We start from the raw sequence: 18,981 nt of genomic DNA on the forward strand, positions 1-18,981 counted from the left end.
GGCCCGAAGGCCCGCACCCGGCCGGTACCGCGGCCGTCGAGCTGTCCGTCCTGCCGCGCCCCTCCCCGGCCCGGGCCTCCCGCGGCAAACGGTAGCGAGCGGGGTGGCACCGCGTCAGGGGCTTTCACAGGGCGGGCAGCATCTCGTTGAGGGCGCGCGGGGGGTCATACAGCAGAGCGAGGCCCTGCGTCCAGAAGACGCCGCCGACACCGGCGGCGACATCGGCCCGCCACCGGTGCACGAGGTACGGAAGGTGCCCGGCGCTGTGGGCGGCGCCCAGCGCGCCCGGGGCCTGCCCGTGGAAGCCGGCGCAGACGTCGCCGTACGCGTGCCCGGGCCGCTCGGCGCCGCCCGGGTCCCCCCTCCTGCGCCACACGACGACCCGGTAGCCCGCGTCGACGAGGCTCGACAGGCCCGTCACCGAGTCGGTGTGCTCCACGTGCCAGTAACGGCACAGCACCGGGACGTGGTTGTCCCGGGTGGCGGCGAGCTGACCGGGTCCGTCGAAGGGCACGGGGCGATCGTCCACGCAGTCGATGATCCCGGGGGCGATCCCCTCGTCCCTCGGCGCCGGGTGGAGGGCCTGCCAGCGGCGCGCGTCGTCCGCCTCCGCTCCGGCCTGCTCGGGCCAGGCCCGGTCGGCGCAGCGGACGACGACGGGCCGTTCCTCGCCGAGCGTCCTGCCCTCGTGGCCGATCCGCCAGCCGTCGACCTCCAGCCCCAGCAGGTCGCGGGGCAGGGCGACGTGCAGGACGGCGCTCGCGCCGGGTTCGTCGCAGCGCCGGAACGCCTCGGCCAGGGGCTCCGCGAGGGCGGTGGGCAGGTTCTCCAGCGGGACGCCCCACTGGTCCTCGCCCAGCGGGCGCACCAGGGGCTCGGCCGGGTACGCGCCCTCGGGGCCGCCCGGGTCCGGGGCGCCCGCTCCGGGGGCCTCCTCGGGCGCGGGCTCCTCCAGGCACAGCTGCCAGTCGTAGGTGCCGGCCTGCCAGCCGCGCGGGAACAGCCGCAGCAGCACCGCCCGGCGCGCCGCGCGCGGCGCGCGCACCGGCCTGGGGCGGGACAGCGACCGGCGCCGGTGTTCCAGGGCCCGCCGCCGTTCCCCGCGCTCGGCGGGGGCCAGCTCCTCGGTCTTCGCCCAGGCCCAGGCCCACAGGGCGCGTTCGGCGCGCGAGCTGTCGCGGGCGGCGGCCGGCCGGTCGGCGCCGAGGACGGCGTCGACGTAGCGGAGGTAGAGGCCGAGCTGCTGGTGCGCGGTGCCCTCGCGTCCGTGCAGCGTCCCGAGCCCGTCGCGCCAGCCGCGCGGCGCGAACCACTGCTCCTCGGTGCCGAGTTGTCCCTCGGAGACGGTGTGCAGTACCTCGGCGAGGGCGGCGACGCTGGCGGGCGGCGGGATGTCGGCGAGCAGTCCGAGCAGCTTGACCCGTTCGGCGGGCTGGAGGTCGAGGCTGGAGGCGGGGCGCAGGTGCCGCTGCACGTCGGTCCACGTCCACTGCGCCACCCCCTGACGGTCGCTCTGGTGCCGGTCGTGCTCGGAGCACAGCGTCTGGTAGAGGTCCTCGGTCCCGCCGCGGGCCCACGGGTCGGCGAGGCTCTGCGCCCACGGCCCGAAGCTCTCGGGGGCGCCGTTCACGGTCACCGCCTCGCCGGCCCCGTCCAGGATGTCCGTTCCGGCGTCGGGGCCCGCCGCCTGCGCGCCGGCGGCCCCGGCCTGCGGCGGTTCGGGCGGGTACGGTCCGGTGGCCGCCGGGACCGCCCCGACGGCCTCCCGTCCGGCTTCCGCGCCGCGGCCGGGCAGCGGTCGCGCACCGGGGGCCCGGCGCGCCTCGGGCACGGCGCGGACATCGGCGTCGGGCGTGGTCCGCCCGAGGGGGTACGTCCGTGCGCCGCGGGGCTGTCCGGGGCCGGGCCGGTCGCGGTCCGCGCCGTCCTGCGGCTTGCGGGGAAGGTGGAGGCCGGGGACCGGCAGACCGCGGCGCAGGTGGGCGATGTCGACGGCGGAGCCGCTGTTCCCGGCCACGAGGCGGGACTTGACGACGGCGACGACCTCCCCGCGCACGAGGTCGACGACGGGGCTCCCCGAGGCGCCCGCGATGAAGCTGTCACCGCCCAGCCGCAGCAGCCCTCCCGTGCTTCCGCCGCCGCTCCAGCCCATCCCCCCGGTCACGGTGGCCCTGCCGTCGATCCGGTCGAGGACCCCGCCGTTGTTGACCCAGCCGGTGTGGAACAGGCCGCGGCCGTCGGCCCAGGTGACGGCGGGCCGGTCGGACAGGAAGACGCTCGCGTGCGCGCTCGGCTCCAGCAGCCGGACCAGGGCGAGGTCGGGTACGGGCCAGCCCGCGGACGGCACCCCGTCGACCTCGGGGAGGACGGCGGCGACCTCGGCGCGCAGGGCGACGGGGGCGGCGTCGGGGGCGGGCGCGTGGACGACGGTCACCTGTTCCCCCTTCCCGAAGTACCGGCCGCTGTCCTCGTGGTAGAGGACGTGCGCGCAGGTGAGGACCCAGTTGGGCGCGGCGAAGAAGCCGCTTCCCAGGAAGCTCTCGACCTCGCCGAACGGGTCAGTGGGGCTATACCCGGCCCACGGCAGGTGGATGCGGACGGTGGCCGCCTTCGTCAGATTCTCCAGAGCCCGCCAGGCGTCCGGGTTCTCGGCCGGCCCCGCGTCGGGCGACGCCATGATCATGTGCTCTCCCCCGTGCCGGCCCGCGCGCGGGCGCGGGGTGTGCGTGCGCCGGGCGTGGCGGCGCGCGGCAGGGGCCCGCCCGGGCGGACGCGGGGAACGGCCCCGCCCTGCCGGGTACGGCGCACGGTCGCGTCCTCCCGGGTACGGCGAACGGTCTCAGCCTGCCGGGACGGGGCAGGAGCCCCGCCGCTCCCGGTCCTCCGGGGTCGCGGCGGCGTACGGGCCGCGGACGCGGCTCCTCCGGCGTGCGTCCCCGTCGTCCTCGCGCCCCGGAGGAGCGCCCCCCTGGCTCCGTGCCGTGGATCACCCATGACGTACCCCGTCTCCCCCGCCTCCCCCGTGCGGTGCGCGGGGCAGAGCAGCGTAGTCCTTCTTGCGTGGTGCCCGCGAGAGGCCGCGTCGCGTACGCCCCGCCTATCCTTCTCTCCCGGGCCCCTGACCGCCGCCCGCACCTCCCGTACCACCTCATCATTGGATGGAGCACGACCCATGTATTTCACCGACCGCGGCATCGAGGAGCTGGAGAGGCGGCGGGGCGAGGAAGAGGTGAGCCTCGCGTGGCTGTCCGAGCAGTTGCGCACGTTCGTCGACCTCAACCCCGATTTCGAGGTCCCGGTGGAGCGGCTGGCCACGTGGCTCGCCCGCCTCGACGACGAGGACGAGGACGACTGACCGGCGAGGCGCACCCGCCCGGGGCCGGACCCCGCGCATCGGGGACGGATGTTCTCGCCGGGGGGACGCCCTCGGCCCGCCGTCCGGTTCCCCGCGCCCCGGGGTCCCTCGTACGAGTACCGCCCGACACCGGGTGGACCGCCCGGTCAGCTCCGCGCGCGCATCCGGTCGTAGACGAGGGCGAAGACCCCGTGCGTGACGAGCAGGGCACCCGCGCAGGTCCACCCGTGGTCGCGGCGCCGCAGTCCCCGGCCGAGCAGGGGGAGCCCTGCGGCGCACTGGGCGGCGGCGAGCGCGCGGGCCCCGGGGCCGCGCAGCCAGGGCCCGAACGCGCCGTTCTCGACGGCCTCCAGTTCGGCCCGTACGGCGTCGCGCCAGCCGGACCACGAGACGCGTTCCACCGCGGGCAGGACGCCCGCGACCGATCGCAGCCGGTCGGCGCTCTCCCCGGGGGAGAGCCCCGCGGGCAGGGCCAGCCCGGCCCGGGTCAGCACGGCGAGCAGTCCGCGCAGCCGGCCGCGGGCGTCGGCCGCGGGGTCCGGCTCGGTCAGCGGTTGCAGCGCCTGAAGGTCCAGGACGGGGTCGAGGCCCAGGCGCAGCACGAGGCTGCGCAGGCCCTCGCGCTCACCCGCCGGGGTGCCGTCGGCGAGCCACTCGTAGCCGACGGTGCGGCGGAAGCCCGAGGCGAGGACGTAACCGCAGCGGGACGCGTCCCACCACAGCGCGAGGACCGGCCAGGAGGCGCCCACGGCCAGCGCTCCGGCCCAGCCGGTGACGACGCGGTCGACCGGTTCGCCGCCGTGCAGCCAGGGTTTGCCCTCCGGGACGAGGACGCTCCAGGCCGGGCCTTCGGAGCGGGCGCCGGGTTCGGCGGGCGCGCCGTCCCCGGTCGCCGCGCACAGCAGCATCGGCTCGCGCAGCAGGTGGGCGACCGGGGCCACGGCCTCGGGTTCGGCCCGGCACAGCAGGAGGGCCCCGGCGGCGAGGGCCGCGTCGGTGAGGTTTCCGGCCGTGCCCGCGTCGCCGCCGCTTCCGCCCGTCGCGCCACGGGCAGAAGCCCCGTCTCCCGCGTCACCGGCGGACTTACCAGAGGACATCGCCATGTCGTCCACGCTAGGCGGGTTCGCGCTGGTCGGCGCGCGTACGAGGGCCTTACGGGTCGGCGTCGGGGCACGGGCACCCAGGGGCCTCGCACCGCGGTACGGCGGACCGCGCGGGCTCCCGACAGCGGACTCCCGACAGTCTTGACTTCCCGTGTTCGCGTTATATCGTGTCTCTCGGAGGGTGTGTGCTGGAACGCGATATGGCGCGTACCGCCGCACATCGGGGAGCACTCACGCCGGGAGGCACTCATGGCCCAGTGGTCTGTCACGGAGCCGCGCAAGCTCACGTTCGGGGAGCCGGTCGAGACGGTGCGGGTACGCATCGTCGGCGGGGCCGTCAACATCGTGGGCGCCGACGCCCTCGACGGCCCGGAGGGCGAGGCGGCCCGCCTGCACGTCTCGGAGATCGAGGGCCCGCCCCTGATCGTCGAGCACGAGGGCTCGACCCTGACGGTGACCTACGAGGACCTCCAGTGGAAGAACCTCCTGAAGTGGCTGGACCGCAGGACCCGGCAGCGCCGCAGGGCCGTGGTCTCCCTCGTCGTCCCGGCCGGGGCGCACGTCGAGGTCGGCGTGGTGACCGCCTCGGCGACGGTCTCCGGCGTGCGCGGGGGCGCGGCCGTCAAGGCGGTGACCGGCGACACGACACTGGCCCGGACGGAGGGCGAGGTCAGCGCCGAGACGGTGTCCGGCAGCATCGAGGTCCAGTCGGTGACCGGCCCCCTGCGCTTCGCCTCGGTCTCGGGCGGCCTGACCCTCGTCGACGGGGGCGGCCCCTCGGTGCGGGCCGAGTCGGTCAGCGGGGACATGATCCTGGACCTGGACCCGGGCGGGGCGCCGACCGACATCAAGCTCACCAGCGTCTCCGGGGAGATCGCGATCCGCCTGCCGCACCCGGCGGACGCCGAGGTCGAGGTGAACACCACGAGCGGTTCCCTCTCCAACGCCTTCGAGGACCTGCGGGTGAGCGGCATGTGGGGCAGCAAGCGGATCACCGGCCGGCTGGGGTCCGGGGCGGGCAGCCTCAAGGCGACCACGGTCTCCGGCTCCCTGGCGCTCCTGCGCCGCCCGTCCCCCCGTACCGGCCCGGCGGACACCCCCGGCCCCACCGACACGACCGACCCGACCGACCCGACCGACAAGAAGGTGCTCTGAGATGCCGCCCGTCTTCGCCCACGGCCGCCTGCGCCTGTACCTGCTGAAGCTGCTCGACGAGGCGCCCCGGCACGGCTACGAGGTGATCCGGCTGCTGGAGGAGCGTTTCCAGGGGCTGTACGCGCCCTCGGCCGGCACGGTCTACCCGAGGCTCGCGAAGCTGGAGTCCGAGGGGCTGGTGACCCACACGACCGAGGGCGGCCGCAAGGTCTACTCGATCACCGAGGCCGGACGCGCCGAACTCGCCGACCGGGGTGGGGAGCTGGCCGATCTGGAGCTGGAGATCCGGGAGTCGGTCGCCGAACTGGCCGCCGAGATCCGGGACGACGTGCGCGGAGCGGCAGGTGATCTGCGCCGCGAGATGCGGGCCGCCGCCTCCCAGGTACGCGCGGGGGCCGGGGCGGACCAGGGCCGGGGCCCGAGCGCCGACGAGAAGGACGCGTGGCGGACGGCCAGGGAGGAGCTGCGCCGCGCGAAGCAGGAGTGGAAGGAGCAGGCCAGGCGGGCGAAGGACGAGAGCCGCCGGGCCCGCGAGGAGGCCCAGCGCGCACGCCGCCAGGCGAAGGAGGCGCAGGACAGCGCGCGCCTCCAGGCCGAGGAGGCGCAGGAGCGTCTGCGGCGGGTGGCGCGTCAGGTCCAGGAGCAGGTGAGCCGGGGCGACTGGCCGACCGGTCTGCGCGAGGGCCTGAGCGAACTGAGCCGGGAGTTCGGCCGCTTCGAGAAGGGACAGGGCGGCGGCCTCGGCGCCTGGACGGACTGGGCCACGGGCCGTCCCGCGCCCCGCACGGCGCACTCGCCTTCCCCCGAGTCCCCCACCGCACCCGACCAGGGCCCGGCCGGGACCTCCGCCGACGCCCCAGCGCCGAACCTGAGGAAGGACACCCCGGCCGAGAGGGACACCGCGGCTCCTGGGGACGGCGGTCCGTTCGGCGAGGTGCCGGAGTGGGCGCGGCAGACGGCGTCGGACGATCCGGCGCGGGACCTGGAACGACTCCTGGACCGCTTCCGTGACGACGTCAGGGACGCGGCCCGCGACCACGGGGTGACCGAGGACCAGCTCCAGGAGGTGCGGCACCGTCTCGGCACGACGGCGGCGCACATCGGGGCCCTGCTGAGGGGGGCCGCCCGCTGAGGGACATCCCCTTCGGCCCCTTGGGCCACGGCGCCCTGTGGCGCACGACGTTGATGGTGGCGTCGAGACCCCCGACGGGGCCGGCCGTCCCGGCCGACCTGGCCGTCCCGGTCACCCCCGTCCCACCGGCCCCACCGGCCTCCACGGCCGGGGCGACCCTCCCGCCCCCGCCACGGCCACCCGAGGTGGCGACGACCCGCCCACCGGGACGGCGCGGCTCCCGCCCGAGGGGCCCGTTCGCGGGTGCCGGAGCGGCCGGGAACGCGCAGAGGAGCACGGAAGGCCGCTGAGGGGAGAGCGCGGAACTCACCGGGACACATCCCGGCGCGACCTCATCCGGCCCGCCGCTCCCCCTCCTCCCCCTCCTCGGCCCCACCCGTTCCGGCGGCCCCGTACAGCACGCGCCGTACGGCCTCGCCGGTCACCCCGTGACCGGCGAGGGCCTCCGGGACGGGGCCGGAGAGGGTCAGGAGGCCGAGCAGGAGGTGTTCGTCCCCGATGGCCCGCTCGTGGCCGGTCAGGGCCTCGCGCAGCGCACGTTCGAGCACGCTCCTCGCGTCCCGGGAGAAGGGCAGCCGCCGGCCGCCGAGCAGACCGCGGCCCGGCCGGGCGGCGCCGCCCGCGAGCGCGCCCTCCCCGTGGGCGTCCTCGACTCGGGAGACGATCGTGGCGAGGTCGATCCCGAGCCCGGCCAGGGCCTCCTCGTCCTCACGGGAGAGACCGCCGCGCCTGCGGGCCCGGTCCAGGTCCTCGTACAGCGCCTGCCTGCGCTCCCCCTCCAGGCCGAGCGCCGTCAGGGCGAAGGAGGCCCGGGTGCCCTCGCGTTCGAGGAGGGCGAGCAGCAGGTGCTCCTCGGTCACCGCGGGGGCTCCGGCCCGCCGGGCCCGGTCCGCGGCCTCCCGGACGACGGTCCGCGCGGTCTCGCTGAAACGCTCGAACATCACTGCCTCCCGTGCTTCTTGTGTACGGCCTGCCTGCTGACGCCGAGTTCGGCGGCGATCTCCTGCCAGGACCAGCCCTGGGCACGCGCGCCGCGCACCTGGACCGACTCCAGCTGTTCCAGCAGTCGGCGCAGCGCGGCGACAGCGCGCAGTCCGACCCTCGGATCGCGGTCGCCCGCCCGTTCGGCGAGTTCCGTCGCTTCGGTCATACGCGTCAATGTAGGTTGACACCGGGAGGGGCGTCAACCCACATTGACAAGCGAGGGAGGTGGCCGGGCCCTACACGGCCAGCACGATCTTGCCGAACTGGTCGCCCTCCGCGAGGCGTTCGAATCCCTCGCGGGCGCGGTCCAGGGGCAGGACGCGGTCGATGACGGGCCGGACCCCGGTCGTCTCGCAGAAGGACAGCAGGGAGGCGAGTTCCTCCTTCGTGCCCATCGTGGAGCCGACGACCTTCAGCTCCAGGAAGAAGATCCGGGTGAGTTCGGCGTACGCGGGACGGTCCCCGCTCGTCGCCCCGGAGATGACCAGAGTCCCGCCCGGCCGCAGTGACTTGACGGAGTGGGACCAGGTGGCGGCGCCCACGGTCTCGATGACGGCGTCGACGCGGTGCGGGAGCCTGGCCCCCGGCTCGAAGGCGTCGGCGGCGCCGAGCTCCACGGCCCGGGCGCGGCGTCCGGCGTCCCGGCTGGTGGCGTAGACGCGCAGCCCGGCGGCCCGGCCGAGCACGATCGCGGCGGTGGCCACGCCGCCGCCCGCGCCCTGGACGAGCACCGAGTCCCCGGGCTGTACGCCCGCGTTGGTGAAGAGCATGCGGTACGCGGTGAGCCAGGCGGTGGGCAGGCAGGCCGCCTCCTCGAAGCTCAGCCCGGCCGGTTTGGGCAGCAGGTTCCAGGTCGGCACCGTGACCTGCTCGGCGAAGGTGCCCTGGTACTTCTCGGTGAGCAGGGTGCGGCGCTCCTCGGGGCCGACCCCGTGTCCGCTCTGGCCGATCACGGAGTGCACGACGACCTCGTTACCGTGCTCGTCGGTCCCGGCCGCGTCGCAGCCCAGGATCATCGGGAGGTGCTTCTCGCCGAGCCCGACCCCGCGCAGCGACCACAGGTCGTGGTGGTTGAGCGAGGCGGCCCGGACGGTCACGGTGGACCAGCCCTCGCGGGCCACGGGGGCGGGGCGTTCCCCGAGTTCGAGGCCGCTGAGCGGCCGTTCGGCGTCGATTCTGGCGGCGTAGGCAGCGAACATGGCCCGACCCTAGGGCGGCCGCCCGGCCACTGGAACCGCGTACGCCTGTGACCCGCCGCACGGCGCCCGGACGGGGACCGGGCCTGCTCGGGGGGCGCCCCCGGTCACCTGTCGGGTGACCGGCGGCGCCCCGCCGCGTGAGCCGGCCGCACGCGGCCCCGGATCAGGCCCGGCGGGCGACGCCCTCCTCGCGCGCGGCGCGGGCCACGGCCTCGGTGACGGCGGGGGCGACGCGTTCGTCGAAGGGGGACGGGATGACGTAGTCGGCGGCGAGTTCGTCACCGACGACGTCGGCGAGCGCCTCGGCCGCCGCGATCTTCATGCCCTCGGTGATGTCCGAGGCCCGCACCCGCAGGGCCCCGGCGAAGATGCCGGGGAAGGCGAGCACGTTGTTGATCTGGTTGGGGTAGTCGCTGCGGCCGGTGGCGACGACGGCCGCGTACTTGTGCGCGATGTCCGGGGCGACCTCCGGGTCCGGGTTGGCCATGGCGAAGACGAAGGCGCCCTTGGCCATGGAGGCGACCGCCGCCTCGGGGACGGTGCCGCCGGAGACGCCGATGAACACGTCGGCCCCGTCCAGCGCCGTCTCCAGGGAGCCGGAGATGCCCGCCGCGTTGGTGAGTTCGGCCAGTTCGCGCTTGACCGGGGTGAGGTCCTCGCGGTCGGTGCTGAGGACGCCCTTGCGGTCGGCGACCGCGACGTCGCCGATCCCGGCGGCCAGCAGGAACTTGGCGATGGCCGCTCCGGCCGCCCCGGCGCCGGAGATCACGGCGCGCAGTTCCTTCAGCTCCCGGCCGGTCAGCCGGGCCGCGTTGCGCAGGGCGGCGAGCGTCACGACGGCGGTGCCGTGCTGGTCGTCATGGAAGACGGGGATGTCGAGCCGCTCCTTGAGCCGCCGTTCGATCTCGAAGCAGCGCGGGGCGGAGATGTCCTCCAGGTTGATGCCGCCGAAGGAGGGCGCGAGCCGGGCGACGGTCTCCACGATCTCGTCGGCGTCCGTCGTGTCGAGCGCGAGCGGCACCGCGTCGACGCCGCCGAACTGCTTGAAGAGGATCGCCTTGCCCTCCATCACGGGGAGCGAGGCGGCCGGGCCGATGTCGCCGAGCCCGAGGACGGCCGTACCGTCCGTGACGACGGCCACGACCTGGGAGGTCCAGGTGTACTCGTGGGCGAGTTCCGGCCGTTCGGCGATCGCGGAGCACACCGCGGCGACCCCGGGGGTGTAGGCGAGGGACAGATCGTCCCGGTCCTTGACCGGGACCGTCGACCGGATCTCCATCTTCCCGCCCCGGTGGAGGGCGAAGGCGGGATGGGCGGGCGGTTGTGGAGCGGCCTCCCGGGTGGTGCCCCCGGTGGTGTCCGGCTGCCCCTGGGACCCGGGAGCAACGGGACCGGTGTCCTGCCGGTCCTGCGGAATGACGTTGTCGACTGCCACGAGATTGACCCCTTTGCACATGCGTCGATGGAGGGTGACCACTCCCTGGTCCAGGGGTGGGCGGGCACCGCGTACGCCGCTCGCGGCGCGGGCCCCCGGTCGGGGAATCCCGGCTTCCGCAGGTGGGAGGCCACAAGTCGGGCACGTACGCGCGGACGCGCCGCACGCGCGTCCTGAGCCCCGGATGCGGGGTGTAGCCGTCTTTTCTACCGGATCGCCCCCGTCGCGCACGAGCCGGATTCACGACGGCCGCGTCACGCCGTCGACCGGAAACCGTTCGCCGGTCGCCACGCCCTCCCCACCGGTACCGGGAGAGCCGCCGGGAACACCGCGCGGCAGGCGTCACCTGCGCCGATCGCGCCCACCACCAGCGCAGTTCACCCCGTCCGGGCAAACAACGCGATGGCCGGACAAGTCATACGAAAGAAGTCCGCATGGCGAGATGGCAAGCGCGGCGAGGGCCTGGAGAGAGCGCGAGCGGAACCCGGCGCCAAGAATGACCGGAACAACACTGGACAGGGCGTCCGGGCCAACTGGACGCATCTCCGCGCTTGTTACGAGACGGGCCGAACGGTCATCCCTCCCGTTATCCGATTTTGACATGGGGGAGGCCGTGCATCGTGGCGTCCGAATGGCAAGATGCCGTAACCACACAGGGTCGCGACACCCGAAGACGCGTACGAAGTGACCCTTGTCGGCACTTTCCTGACCACGCCGGAGGCACCCCACCATGACCGCAACCACCCCGCGCCGCTTCCCCGCCGTGAAATCCCGGGCGACCGCGGTCGGCGCGCTCGCGGTCGCGGGCGCCCTGCTGCTCGCCGGCTGCGGCGACCAGACCAAGGACGACAGCAAGCCGGCGGCCTCCGGCAAGGGGGACTCCAAGGTCTCCTCGGCCCCGCTGGCCGGCAAACTGCCCCAGGAGATCCGCGACAAGGGCGTGCTCAAGGTCGGTTCGGACATCGCCTACCCGCCGGTGGAGTACAAGGACAAGTCGGGCAAGGTCGTCGGGATCGACCCCGACCTCGGCGTGGCGCTCGGCAAGCAGCTCGGTGTGAGGTTCGAGTTCGAGAACGGCACTTTCGACACGCTGCTGACGGGTCTGCGCTCGAAGCGCTACGACATCGCCATGTCGGCCATGACCGACACCGCCGACCGGCAGAACGGCGTGGACGGCGACACCGGCAAGAAGGTCGGCGAGGGCGTCGACTTCGTCGACTACTTCACGGCCGGTGTCTCGATCTACACGCCGAAGGGGAAGACCCAGGGGATCAAGACCTGGGACGACCTGTGCGGCAAGAAGATGGTCGTCCAGCGCGGCACCGTCTCGCACGACCTCGCCAAGGCCCAGGCGAAGAAGTGCCCGGCCGGAAAGAAGCTGGCGATCGAGCCCTTCGACAACGACCAGGAGGCGCAGACCCGGCTGCGGGGCGGCGGCGGGGCCGCGGGCTCCTCGGACTTCCCGGTCGCGGCCTGGGCCGTGAAGACCTCGGGCGGCGGCAAGGACTTCGAACTGGTCGGTGAGCAGGTCGAGGCCGCCCCGTACGGGATCGCCGTCGCGAAGTCCAACACGCAGGTGCGGGACGCGATCAAGGCCGCGCTGGACGCGATCATCGAGAACGGCGAGTACGACAAGATCATCGCCAAGTGGGGCGTCGAGGACGGAAAGGTCACCGAGGCCAAGGTCAACGGCGGCAAGTGACCGGGGGCCCGTGCGCCCCGGCCGGTGCCACCACCGGCCGGGGCGCGCGGGCGGACCGTCCGGCGTCCGCACCCCCAGCGGCCGGCGCCCCGGCTCCCGGGCCCCGGGACCCGGGCCACCCCCACCGGCCGATACCGACCGCCCGGTCCGGCGCGGCCCCCGCCGCCGTGAGGCCCGCACCCCCGCCGTGAGGCCCGGCCCGCCGCCGCGCGAAGGCCGGCGTCCCACGTCGCCCCGCCGTCGCAGGTACGGCCGTCCCCCACTCCCCACTCCTCCCCGGGTGACGCACGTCCCCGAGGACGTCGAAAGGCAGAGGCAGCATCCGTGTCGTCTGACATCACCACCGAGGCGGGCCCGAAGGACGCGCCCCCTCCGGGCCCCGAGGCCATCCGCGCCGTCCCCGTAAGGCACTTCGGGCGCTACATAGCCGCGGTAGTCGCCCTCGCCGTCCTGGCGTCCATCGTGTACGCCTTCTCCCAGGGGAAGATCAACTGGGGCGCCGTCCCCGACTACTTCTTCGACGACCGCATCCTCACCGGCATGGGCAAGACCCTGCTGCTGACGGTGATCTCCATGCTGATCGGCGTCGTCGGCGGCATCCTGCTGGCCGTGATGCGGCTGTCGAAGAACCCGGTGACCTCGTCCATCGCGTGGTTCTACATCTGGTTCTTCCGGGGCACCCCGGTCCTGGTCCAGCTCATGGTGTGGTTCAACCTGGGCCTGGTCTTCGAATACATCAACCTGGGGCCGATCTACAAGGACTACTGGTCCTCGTTCATGACCCCGCTGCTGACCGCGCTGCTCGGGCTCGGCCTCAACGAGGCCGCGTACATGGCGGAGATCTGCCGCGCCGGTCTGCTCTCGGTGGACGAGGGCCAGACGGAGGCCTCGCAGGCGCTCGGCATGAGCCACGCCAAGACGCTGCGCCGCATCGTCATCCCGCAGGCCATGCGCGTCATCGTGCCGCCCACCGGCAACGAGGTCATCAACATGCTCAAGACGACCTCGCTCGTCGCGGCGGTGCAGTACCCCGAACTGCTGCGCGCCGCCCAGGACATCGGGCAGGTGTCCGGCTCCCCCGTCGAGATGCTGTTCGTCGCCGCCGCCTGGTACCTGATCCTCACCTCCGCGCTGAGCGTGGGCCAGTACTACGTCGAGCGGTACTACGCGCGCGGCTCCAGCCGGGCGCTGCCCGCGACCCCGTTCCAGAAGATCAAGGCCAACGTACTGTCGCTGGGCCGTCCGTCGGGAGGCATGGCATGAGTGAGCTCACGAAGCGGTCCGGGACCGCGGACGCGGCGGGCACCCCCATGGTCAAGGCCGAGGGCGTCCACAAGTCCTTCGGCAGCCTGGACGTCCTCAAGGGCATCGACCTGGAGGTGGCCAAGGGCGAGGTGTTCTGCCTCATCGGGCCCTCCGGTTCGGGCAAGTCGACCTTCCTGCGGTGCATCAACCACCTGGAGAAGGTCAACGCGGGCCGGCTGTACGTCGAGGGCGAGCTGGTGGGCTACCGGCAGCGCGGCAACAAGCTGTACGAGCTGAAGGACAGCGAGGTCGCCCTGCGCCGCCGGGACATCGGCATGGTCTTCCAGCGCTTCAACCTCTTCCCGCACAAGACCGCGCTGGAGAACGTCATCGAGGCCCCGACGCAGGTCAAGGGCGTCCCGAAGGCACAGGCGAGGGCGCGGGCCGGTGAGCTGCTGGAGCGGGTCGGTCTCGCCGACAAGGCGGGCAGCTACCCCTCGCAGCTCTCCGGTGGCCAGCAGCAGCGCGTCGCGATCGCGCGGGCGCTGGCGATGGACCCGAAGCTCATGCTGTTCGACGAGCCGACCTCGGCGCTCGACCCGGAACTGGTCGGCGACGTCCTCGACGTGATGCGCGACCTCGCCGAGTCCGGCATGACGATGATCGTGGTCACGCACGAGATGGGCTTCGCGCGCGAGGTCGGCGACTCGCTGGTCTTCATGGACGGCGGGGTGGTCGTCGAGTCCGGCAACCCGCGCGAGGTGCTGACCGACCCGCGGCACGAGCGGACCAGGGCCTTCCTGTCGAAGGTCCTGTGAGGAGGCCGGGGAGCGGGGTGCGGAGACCGGGAGTCCGGTGCTAAGTCCTGCGCGGAGACCGGTGAGTCCCGTGCGCAGTCCGGTACGGGGACCGGGGGCGGGTTCCGTCTCCCCGGCGCGGGACCACTGAGCGCGGGAGGGCCGCGGATGTGCGGGCGGGGCGGTACGGAACAGGTGGTGCCGTACCGCCCCGCCCGGCGTGCGGGGTCACTTCAGGGCGAGGACCAGCGCGTCGGAGGGCGAGGCCCACACGACGCGGGTCTCGCCGAAACCGGCCTCGCGCAGCGTCTCGGCGTGCCAGACGGCGGGCAGGCTGTCACCCTCGGCGTGCTCCCCGTACAGCGCGAACCGCTCGGCGGTGGGCCCGGCGAGCACCGGATCGGCGGCGGCGGTCTTCCACCAGTCCGCCCAGTCCAGCGCCCCTTCGGCGCGGGCCCGGTCCATGGCCGCGTGCCGGTGCGCGCGTTCGGCGGCGCCGATCCTCGGGCTGGTGGGGTCGGGCATGTGGTCGGCGTTCATGAAGGCCCCGCCCTGGCGCACGAGCGCGGGAAGCTGCCCGTAGAGGGTGCGCAGAGCAGCGCTCGGCAGCCAGTGCAGGGCGGTCGCGGTGAGGACGACGTCGTAGGTGTCGTACGGCAGCGCGCGCGTCCACTCGGGCCGCTTGAGGTCGGCGGTCACGAAGGAGACCCGTTCGTCCCCGGCGAAGGTGCCCCGGGCGATCGCGAGCAGCGCCGGGTCGAGGTCGACACCGGTGCTCCGCGCGTCCGGGAACCGGCGCAGCACCCGGTCCGTGATGCTTCCCGTCCCGCACGCGAGGTCCAGGACCCTGGGGGCGGGCCCGGCCAGCGCCTCCGTCATGTCGAGCATGACCCGGAACCGCTCCTCGCGGTCGGGCATGTACCACTCCTGCTGCCGGTCCCAGCTCTCCTGCCAGGCCCGCCAGTCCGTCGCGGCCCTCGTCGCGTCCGTCCCGCCCATGTCCGTCCTCCCGTAGCCGCACGCGCACGCCCCGGACCCGGGGCGCACGATCCACGAAGCCGTCGCCCCACGAAGCACAGCAATACGTAATACCCTCGGTACAAGTTCAGCCATTACCGCCGTGTGACATACGCACGATAGACCGCCCCGGTAAGGACAACAAGTGGAACTGGCCTCTTACTCGGACTACGCCGTACGCCTGGTCAACACCGAGGAGCCCGCACGCCGCAAGGACTCCCTGACCTCGGTCGAGGCGGTGCGGGAGCTGTTCGGCTCCAGCACGCAGGCCGCTCGCCGGGCCGGCGACGCGGACGTCACACGCTTCCGGGGCGTACGGGCCCGGCTGCGCGCCGTCTTCGAGGCCGCCGACCGGGGCGAGCAGGAACAGGCGGTGCACCTGCTCAACTCCCTGCTGCTGGAGTTCCCGGTCAGTCCGCAGATCTCGGGGCACGAGTATCTGGACGAGTCCGGGAACCCGCGCTGGCACATGCACCTCGCGGAGCACCCCTCGAACGCCACCGCCGGTTACGCGGCGATCGCCGCGATGGGCCTCGCCTTCCACCTCACCGAGTACGGGGTGGACCGGCTCGGGCTGTGCCAGGCGGCGCCCTGCCGCAACGCCTACCTGGACACCTCGACGAACCGTTCGCGCCGCTACTGCTCGGACCGCTGCGCGACCCGCGCCAACGTGGCCGCCTACCGCGCCCGCAAACGCCGCGAGGCCGAGGACCCGGGCGCGGACCCGGAGCGTACGGGGCGTACGGAGGACAGCCCCCAGCGCACGAGCGAGACGGCCGAGCCGAGCACCCCGCCCACGCCGCTGCCCGCGACCGGCCCGGCGGAGCGCTGAGCCGGCCCGTCCTCGCCTCCGGACCGCCCGAAGCCCTCCGGGGCCGCCTCGGGCGGTCCGCCGCCCGTGAGGGGCCCGGCGCCGGTCCCCACGGCCACCGGACGGTCCTCCTGGGCGCTCCCGCGCGGCCGGTACCGCCCGAGGACCCGCCCCAGGACCAGTTCCTGCGGCACGGTCCCGTAGTCGGTGCTGTCGCCCCCGGCGTACGGATTGTCCCCCCGCACCCACCAGCCGCCCGCCCTGCGCTCGACGGCGCGTTTGACGACGAGCAGGTCCTGCTGGAACGGATGGCGCAGGACCACCACGTCACCCGGCCGGACCCGGGCCCCGTAGCGGACCAGCAGCTGGTCCCCGTGCCGCAGCGTCGGCAGCATCGAGGGCCCGTGCACCTCCGCGACCCCGAAGGGCGCCCCGCTCTCCCCCGCACGCGCCCCCTCGCCCCGCTCAGGCATGGCGCACCTCCCCAGACTCCACACCGCTCAACACCGTTCCCAAACCTCCACCGGTCCCAGTCTCACCCGGGACTTTTGCCCTAAGCCCCCGGGGGCACCCGAGAAAAGCGGCTCTCCACGGAGTAATGTCCCACCTGAGAAGACGATCACGAGGAAGGACAGCTCACATGCTCTCCCGCCTGTTTGCCCCCAAGGTCACGGTCAGCGCCCACTGCGACCTGCCCTGCGGCGTGTACGACCCGGCGCAGGCCCGCATCGAGGCCGAGTCCGTCAAGGCCGTCCAGGAGAAGTACCAGGCCAACGAGGACGCCGACTTCCGCACTCGCGCCATCATCATCAAGGAGCAGCGCGCGGAGCTGGCCAAGCACCACGTCTCCGTACTGTGGAGCGACTACTTCAAGCCGCCGCACTTCGAGAAGTACCCGGAGCTGCACCAGCTGGTCAACGACACCCTGAAGGCGCTCTCCGCGGCCAAGGGCTCGAACGACCCGGCCACCGGCCAGAAGGCGCTCGACCTGATCGCCCAGATCGACAAGATCTTCTGGGAGACCAAGAAGGCCTGATTTACGGTTAGGCCGTCTGACCTGCGGTTTCGCTGGTCAGGCTTCCTACCGGTCCGCACCCGGTCCGCAGGCCGCCGAGAACGGCGTCCATCACGGACCGGGTGCGGTCTTCTTCGCCCGGCCACAGGTGCGCGTAGATCCGCAGCGTGATGACGGCGGGCGCGTGGCCGAGGACCATCTGCACCTGCTTGACGCTCGCGCCGCCCGCGATGAGCGCGGAGGCGTAGAAGTGCCGCAGGTCGTGCGTCACCATGCGCGGCAGCTCGACGGGCTTGCGTCCCCCCGCGCTTGGCCGCCTCGTTCTCCTCCGCCTGGAGCGCCCTATGGGCGCGGTTCCACTCGGTCTTCCAGCGGCGGTAGTTGAGCGGCTCCCCCTCCTCCATCGTGAACAGCCACTCCGGGGACGGACGTACGGCGAGATGCGCGAGGAGCGCGTCGGTGACGACTTCGCCGACCGGAACCGTCCGCCGGGACTTGGCGGTCTTCGGCGGACCGATCTTCCCCGACTGGAGCCGCTGTCGCTCCACGCGGATACTGCCCGCCTTGAGGTCGACATCCGCCACCCTGAGGCCGAGCAGCTCCCCTATCCGCAGACCCGATCCGGCGAGCGTGACGACGGCAGCGCGGATGTACGGCGGCATCACCCGCGCTATGGCCTCGACCTGGGCGACGGCGGGCGGGGTGACCTCCTCGTCCGGCATGGCCGGAAGGGTGATCCGGCGGCACGGACTGGAGGCGATGACCTTGTCGTCCACGGCGGCCGTCATGACGCGCACGAGGACGTCGTACACGTTCCGCACGCTGCCGGGGCCGAGCTGGTCGGACAGGCGCCTGAAGAGCACCTGGATGTCGTTACGGCGTATCGCCGCCAGTGAGCGCACCCCAGACGGCGATGAGAAGGCATGCCGATGGATCGCGGTCCGTCACGCCGACGACCACATCCACATCATGGCCACCACCGTCCGCGCCGACAGCCGCATACCTCGAACCCACCGGGGCGGACAGAGGGCACAAGCCGAATGCCGAAAGATCGAGAAGGAAATGGGGCTCCGTCAACTCAAGAAGGGAGACGCCACCGCGCCCAAGACTCCGACTGGTGCCGAGCGCGCCAAGGCGGAGCGCCAGGGCCGTGCAGTGACCACTCGCACCTGGCTGCGCGAACAAACCCACACCGCCGCTGCGGCGTCACGCAACGAGGAGGACTACTTCTCGATCTTGACCGATCCGGGCATCACGGTCCACACCCGCTTCGGTCCCGAAACCGGTGACGTCATCGGGTACAGCCTTTCAACCTCCGGTGACACTGCTGCCGGTGAGCCGGTTAAATTCGGCGGCTCCAAACTTTCACCTGACCTGTCGATCCACCGCCTGCGCGAACGCTTCACCTTGCAGCCAGACGCTCCGTTGACCGCGCCACCGGCCCATCCGTGGCGCCAGGCCGAACGCTCTCTGCGCACCGCACACGCTGCCCTCACAGACCCGAATGGTGACGTGCACCGGGCGCAGGGCGAAATTGCGGCATTCGGCGACTTCCTCCACACCGCCGCCCTGCACGTACCCCGTCCTCTGCGAGCTGAGATAGAGGCTGCGGCCAGCGCACTCAATCGCGCCAACCGGTCCATGATCCGCGCCGAGCACCGGGCGGGCCACGCCCTGCGCAAGGCAGGACAGGAACTTCTCTACGGAACCATCAGCGCGGGCGGCTTCGTCATCGCCGTACTTGCCGCTACCGTCCACTTGGCCCTCGCCGCCGCCCACTGGCACGAGCAGCGCGAGCACCACCAGCAGGCAGCCGCCGCCCAGCAGGCCCACGCCGGCCTCCGCAGCACCTACGAGGCACAGGCTGCACCCGTCCTGTCCGAACTGATCCGTCGTACCCCGCCCACCGAAACCGTCGCGCGCTACGAAGGCGTCCTGCGGGCGACTCTTCCGACCAAGTCGACCGAATCCTGGCCGACCCCGCGTGGCCCGCTCTGACCACCGCCTTGCGCCGTGCAGAGGCTGGCAGCC

Annotated in this window: 15 protein-coding genes and 3 pseudogenes; 9 read left to right on the plus strand and 9 right to left on the minus strand. The window is 73.3% G+C overall.

All coding sequences use genetic code 11. The features are described from left to right. Positions 1-124: 124 nt before the first annotated feature. The gene (locus AB0J21_RS25830) at positions 125-2,683 is read right to left on the minus strand and encodes a trypsin-like peptidase domain-containing protein (protein ID WP_363148492.1); all 2,559 of its coding nucleotides are present in this window, start codon (positions 2,681-2,683) and stop codon (positions 125-127) included. A gap of 489 nt (positions 2,684-3,172) precedes the next feature. On the opposite strand from AB0J21_RS25830, the gene AB0J21_RS25835 reads away from it, so the two are divergent. Next, complete coding sequence (locus AB0J21_RS25835) at positions 3,173-3,355, plus strand: DUF6104 family protein (RefSeq protein ID WP_363148493.1); 183 nt, start codon at positions 3,173-3,175, stop codon at positions 3,353-3,355. A 146-nt stretch (positions 3,356-3,501) separates the two neighbouring features. Here the strand turns inward: AB0J21_RS25835 and AB0J21_RS25840 are convergent, their stop codons facing one another. Further along, complete coding sequence (locus AB0J21_RS25840) at positions 3,502-4,458, minus strand: hypothetical protein (RefSeq protein WP_363148494.1); 957 nt, start codon at positions 4,456-4,458, stop codon at positions 3,502-3,504. 249 nt (positions 4,459-4,707) lie between these two features. Here AB0J21_RS25840 and AB0J21_RS25845 point away from each other — a divergent pair, with 249 nt between their 5' ends. After that, positions 4,708-5,613: a DUF4097 family beta strand repeat-containing protein gene (locus AB0J21_RS25845; protein ID WP_363148495.1), complete on the plus strand. Its 906-nt coding sequence runs from the start codon at positions 4,708-4,710 to the stop codon at positions 5,611-5,613. A gap of 1 nt (position 5,614) precedes the next feature. After that, on the plus strand, positions 5,615-6,745 hold the full coding sequence (locus AB0J21_RS25850) for a helix-turn-helix transcriptional regulator (protein WP_363148496.1): 1,131 nt from the start codon (positions 5,615-5,617) through the stop codon (positions 6,743-6,745). A 332-nt stretch (positions 6,746-7,077) separates the two neighbouring features. Here the strand turns inward: AB0J21_RS25850 and AB0J21_RS25855 are convergent, their stop codons facing one another. The 4 genes and pseudogenes from AB0J21_RS25855 to AB0J21_RS25870 form a co-directional block, all read right to left on the minus strand. Next, the gene (locus tag AB0J21_RS25855; protein ID WP_363148497.1) at positions 7,078-7,686 is read right to left on the minus strand and encodes a Clp protease N-terminal domain-containing protein; all 609 of its coding nucleotides are present in this window, start codon (positions 7,684-7,686) and stop codon (positions 7,078-7,080) included. After that, positions 7,686-7,895, minus strand: a complete 210-nt coding sequence (locus tag AB0J21_RS25860; protein WP_363148498.1) for a helix-turn-helix domain-containing protein — start codon at positions 7,893-7,895, stop codon at positions 7,686-7,688. The genes AB0J21_RS25855 and AB0J21_RS25860 overlap by 1 nt, the downstream gene beginning before the upstream one ends. Before the next feature lie 70 nt (positions 7,896-7,965). Further along, complete coding sequence (locus AB0J21_RS25865; protein WP_363148499.1) at positions 7,966-8,928, minus strand: zinc-binding dehydrogenase; 963 nt, start codon at positions 8,926-8,928, stop codon at positions 7,966-7,968. Positions 8,929-9,091: 163 nt separating this feature from the next. Continuing rightward, a pseudogene (locus AB0J21_RS25870) lies at positions 9,092-10,237 on the minus strand (NADP-dependent malic enzyme); the annotation flags it as partial. An 856-nt stretch (positions 10,238-11,093) separates the two neighbouring features. On the opposite strand from AB0J21_RS25870, the gene AB0J21_RS25875 reads away from it, so the two are divergent. The 3 genes from AB0J21_RS25875 to AB0J21_RS25885 all read left to right on the plus strand — a co-directional run bounded on the left by AB0J21_RS25875 (position 11,094) and on the right by AB0J21_RS25885 (position 14,128). Next, on the plus strand, positions 11,094-12,065 hold the full coding sequence (locus AB0J21_RS25875; RefSeq protein ID WP_363148500.1) for an ABC transporter substrate-binding protein: 972 nt from the start codon (positions 11,094-11,096) through the stop codon (positions 12,063-12,065). Positions 12,066-12,389: 324 nt separating this feature from the next. Next, on the plus strand, positions 12,390-13,328 hold the full coding sequence (locus tag AB0J21_RS25880; protein ID WP_363148501.1) for an amino acid ABC transporter permease: 939 nt from the start codon (positions 12,390-12,392) through the stop codon (positions 13,326-13,328). A 47-nt stretch (positions 13,329-13,375) separates the two neighbouring features. Then, entirely contained in the window at positions 13,376-14,128 is a 753-nt protein-coding gene (locus tag AB0J21_RS25885) for an amino acid ABC transporter ATP-binding protein (protein WP_363148549.1), read from the plus strand. A 207-nt stretch (positions 14,129-14,335) separates the two neighbouring features. Here the strand turns inward: AB0J21_RS25885 and AB0J21_RS25890 are convergent, their stop codons facing one another. Continuing rightward, positions 14,336-15,106 carry a class I SAM-dependent methyltransferase gene (locus tag AB0J21_RS25890; protein ID WP_363148502.1) on the minus strand — a complete coding sequence of 257 codons (771 nt, stop codon included), beginning with the start codon at positions 15,104-15,106 and terminating at the stop codon, positions 14,336-14,338. Positions 15,107-15,269: 163 nt separating this feature from the next. Between AB0J21_RS25890 and AB0J21_RS25895 the strand changes: the two genes are divergently transcribed. Continuing rightward, positions 15,270-15,956: a CGNR zinc finger domain-containing protein gene (locus AB0J21_RS25895; RefSeq protein WP_363148503.1), complete on the plus strand. Its 687-nt coding sequence runs from the start codon at positions 15,270-15,272 to the stop codon at positions 15,954-15,956. 122 nt (positions 15,957-16,078) lie between these two features. Here AB0J21_RS25895 and sodX read toward each other — a convergent pair. Next, positions 16,079-16,408: pseudogene (sodX, locus tag AB0J21_RS25900) on the minus strand (nickel-type superoxide dismutase maturation protease); the annotation flags it as partial. A gap of 167 nt (positions 16,409-16,575) precedes the next feature. Between sodX and sodN the strand changes: the two are divergent. Further along, positions 16,576-16,971 (plus strand): superoxide dismutase, Ni, encoded by a 396-nt coding sequence (sodN, locus tag AB0J21_RS25905; protein ID WP_363148504.1) that lies wholly within the window; start codon positions 16,576-16,578, stop codon positions 16,969-16,971. Positions 16,972-16,978: 7 nt separating this feature from the next. Here sodN and AB0J21_RS25910 read toward each other — a convergent pair. Continuing rightward, positions 16,979-17,849: pseudogene (locus tag AB0J21_RS25910) on the minus strand (site-specific integrase); the annotation flags it as partial. A gap of 70 nt (positions 17,850-17,919) precedes the next feature. On the opposite strand from AB0J21_RS25910, the gene AB0J21_RS25915 reads away from it, so the two are divergent. Beyond that, positions 17,920-18,948 (plus strand): hypothetical protein, encoded by a 1,029-nt coding sequence (locus tag AB0J21_RS25915; protein ID WP_363148505.1) that lies wholly within the window; start codon positions 17,920-17,922, stop codon positions 18,946-18,948. Positions 18,949-18,981 lie beyond the last annotated feature (33 nt).

The sequence above is a fragment of the Streptomyces sp. NPDC049954 genome (genome assembly GCF_040656295.1).
Lineage (GTDB): Bacteria > Actinomycetota > Actinomycetes > Streptomycetales > Streptomycetaceae > Streptomyces.

Bases quoted from the DNA above. Each gene is read 5' to 3' on its own strand.
- AB0J21_RS25855 (WP_363148497.1), bottom strand. From the start codon at position 7,686: ATGTTCGAGCGTTTCAGCGAGACCGCGCGGACCGTCGTCCGGGAGGCC.
- AB0J21_RS25885 (WP_363148549.1), top strand. From the start codon at position 13,376: ATGGTCAAGGCCGAGGGCGTCCACAAGTCCTTCGGCAGCCTGGACGTC.
- AB0J21_RS25845 (WP_363148495.1), top strand. From the start codon at position 4,708: ATGGCCCAGTGGTCTGTCACGGAGCCGCGCAAGCTCACGTTCGGGGAG.
- AB0J21_RS25875 (WP_363148500.1), top strand. From the start codon at position 11,094: ATGACCGCAACCACCCCGCGCCGCTTCCCCGCCGTGAAATCCCGGGCG.
- AB0J21_RS25890 (WP_363148502.1), bottom strand. From the start codon at position 15,106: ATGGGCGGGACGGACGCGACGAGGGCCGCGACGGACTGGCGGGCCTGG.
- AB0J21_RS25835 (WP_363148493.1), top strand. From the start codon at position 3,173: ATGTATTTCACCGACCGCGGCATCGAGGAGCTGGAGAGGCGGCGGGGC.
- AB0J21_RS25830 (WP_363148492.1), bottom strand. From the start codon at position 2,683: ATGATCATGGCGTCGCCCGACGCGGGGCCGGCCGAGAACCCGGACGCC.
- AB0J21_RS25865 (WP_363148499.1), bottom strand. From the start codon at position 8,928: ATGTTCGCTGCCTACGCCGCCAGAATCGACGCCGAACGGCCGCTCAGC.
- AB0J21_RS25840 (WP_363148494.1), bottom strand. From the start codon at position 4,458: ATGGCGATGTCCTCTGGTAAGTCCGCCGGTGACGCGGGAGACGGGGCT.
- sodN (WP_363148504.1), top strand. From the start codon at position 16,576: ATGCTCTCCCGCCTGTTTGCCCCCAAGGTCACGGTCAGCGCCCACTGC.
- AB0J21_RS25850 (WP_363148496.1), top strand. From the start codon at position 5,615: ATGCCGCCCGTCTTCGCCCACGGCCGCCTGCGCCTGTACCTGCTGAAG.
- AB0J21_RS25860 (WP_363148498.1), bottom strand. From the start codon at position 7,895: ATGACCGAAGCGACGGAACTCGCCGAACGGGCGGGCGACCGCGATCCG.
- AB0J21_RS25915 (WP_363148505.1), top strand. From the start codon at position 17,920: ATGGCCACCACCGTCCGCGCCGACAGCCGCATACCTCGAACCCACCGG.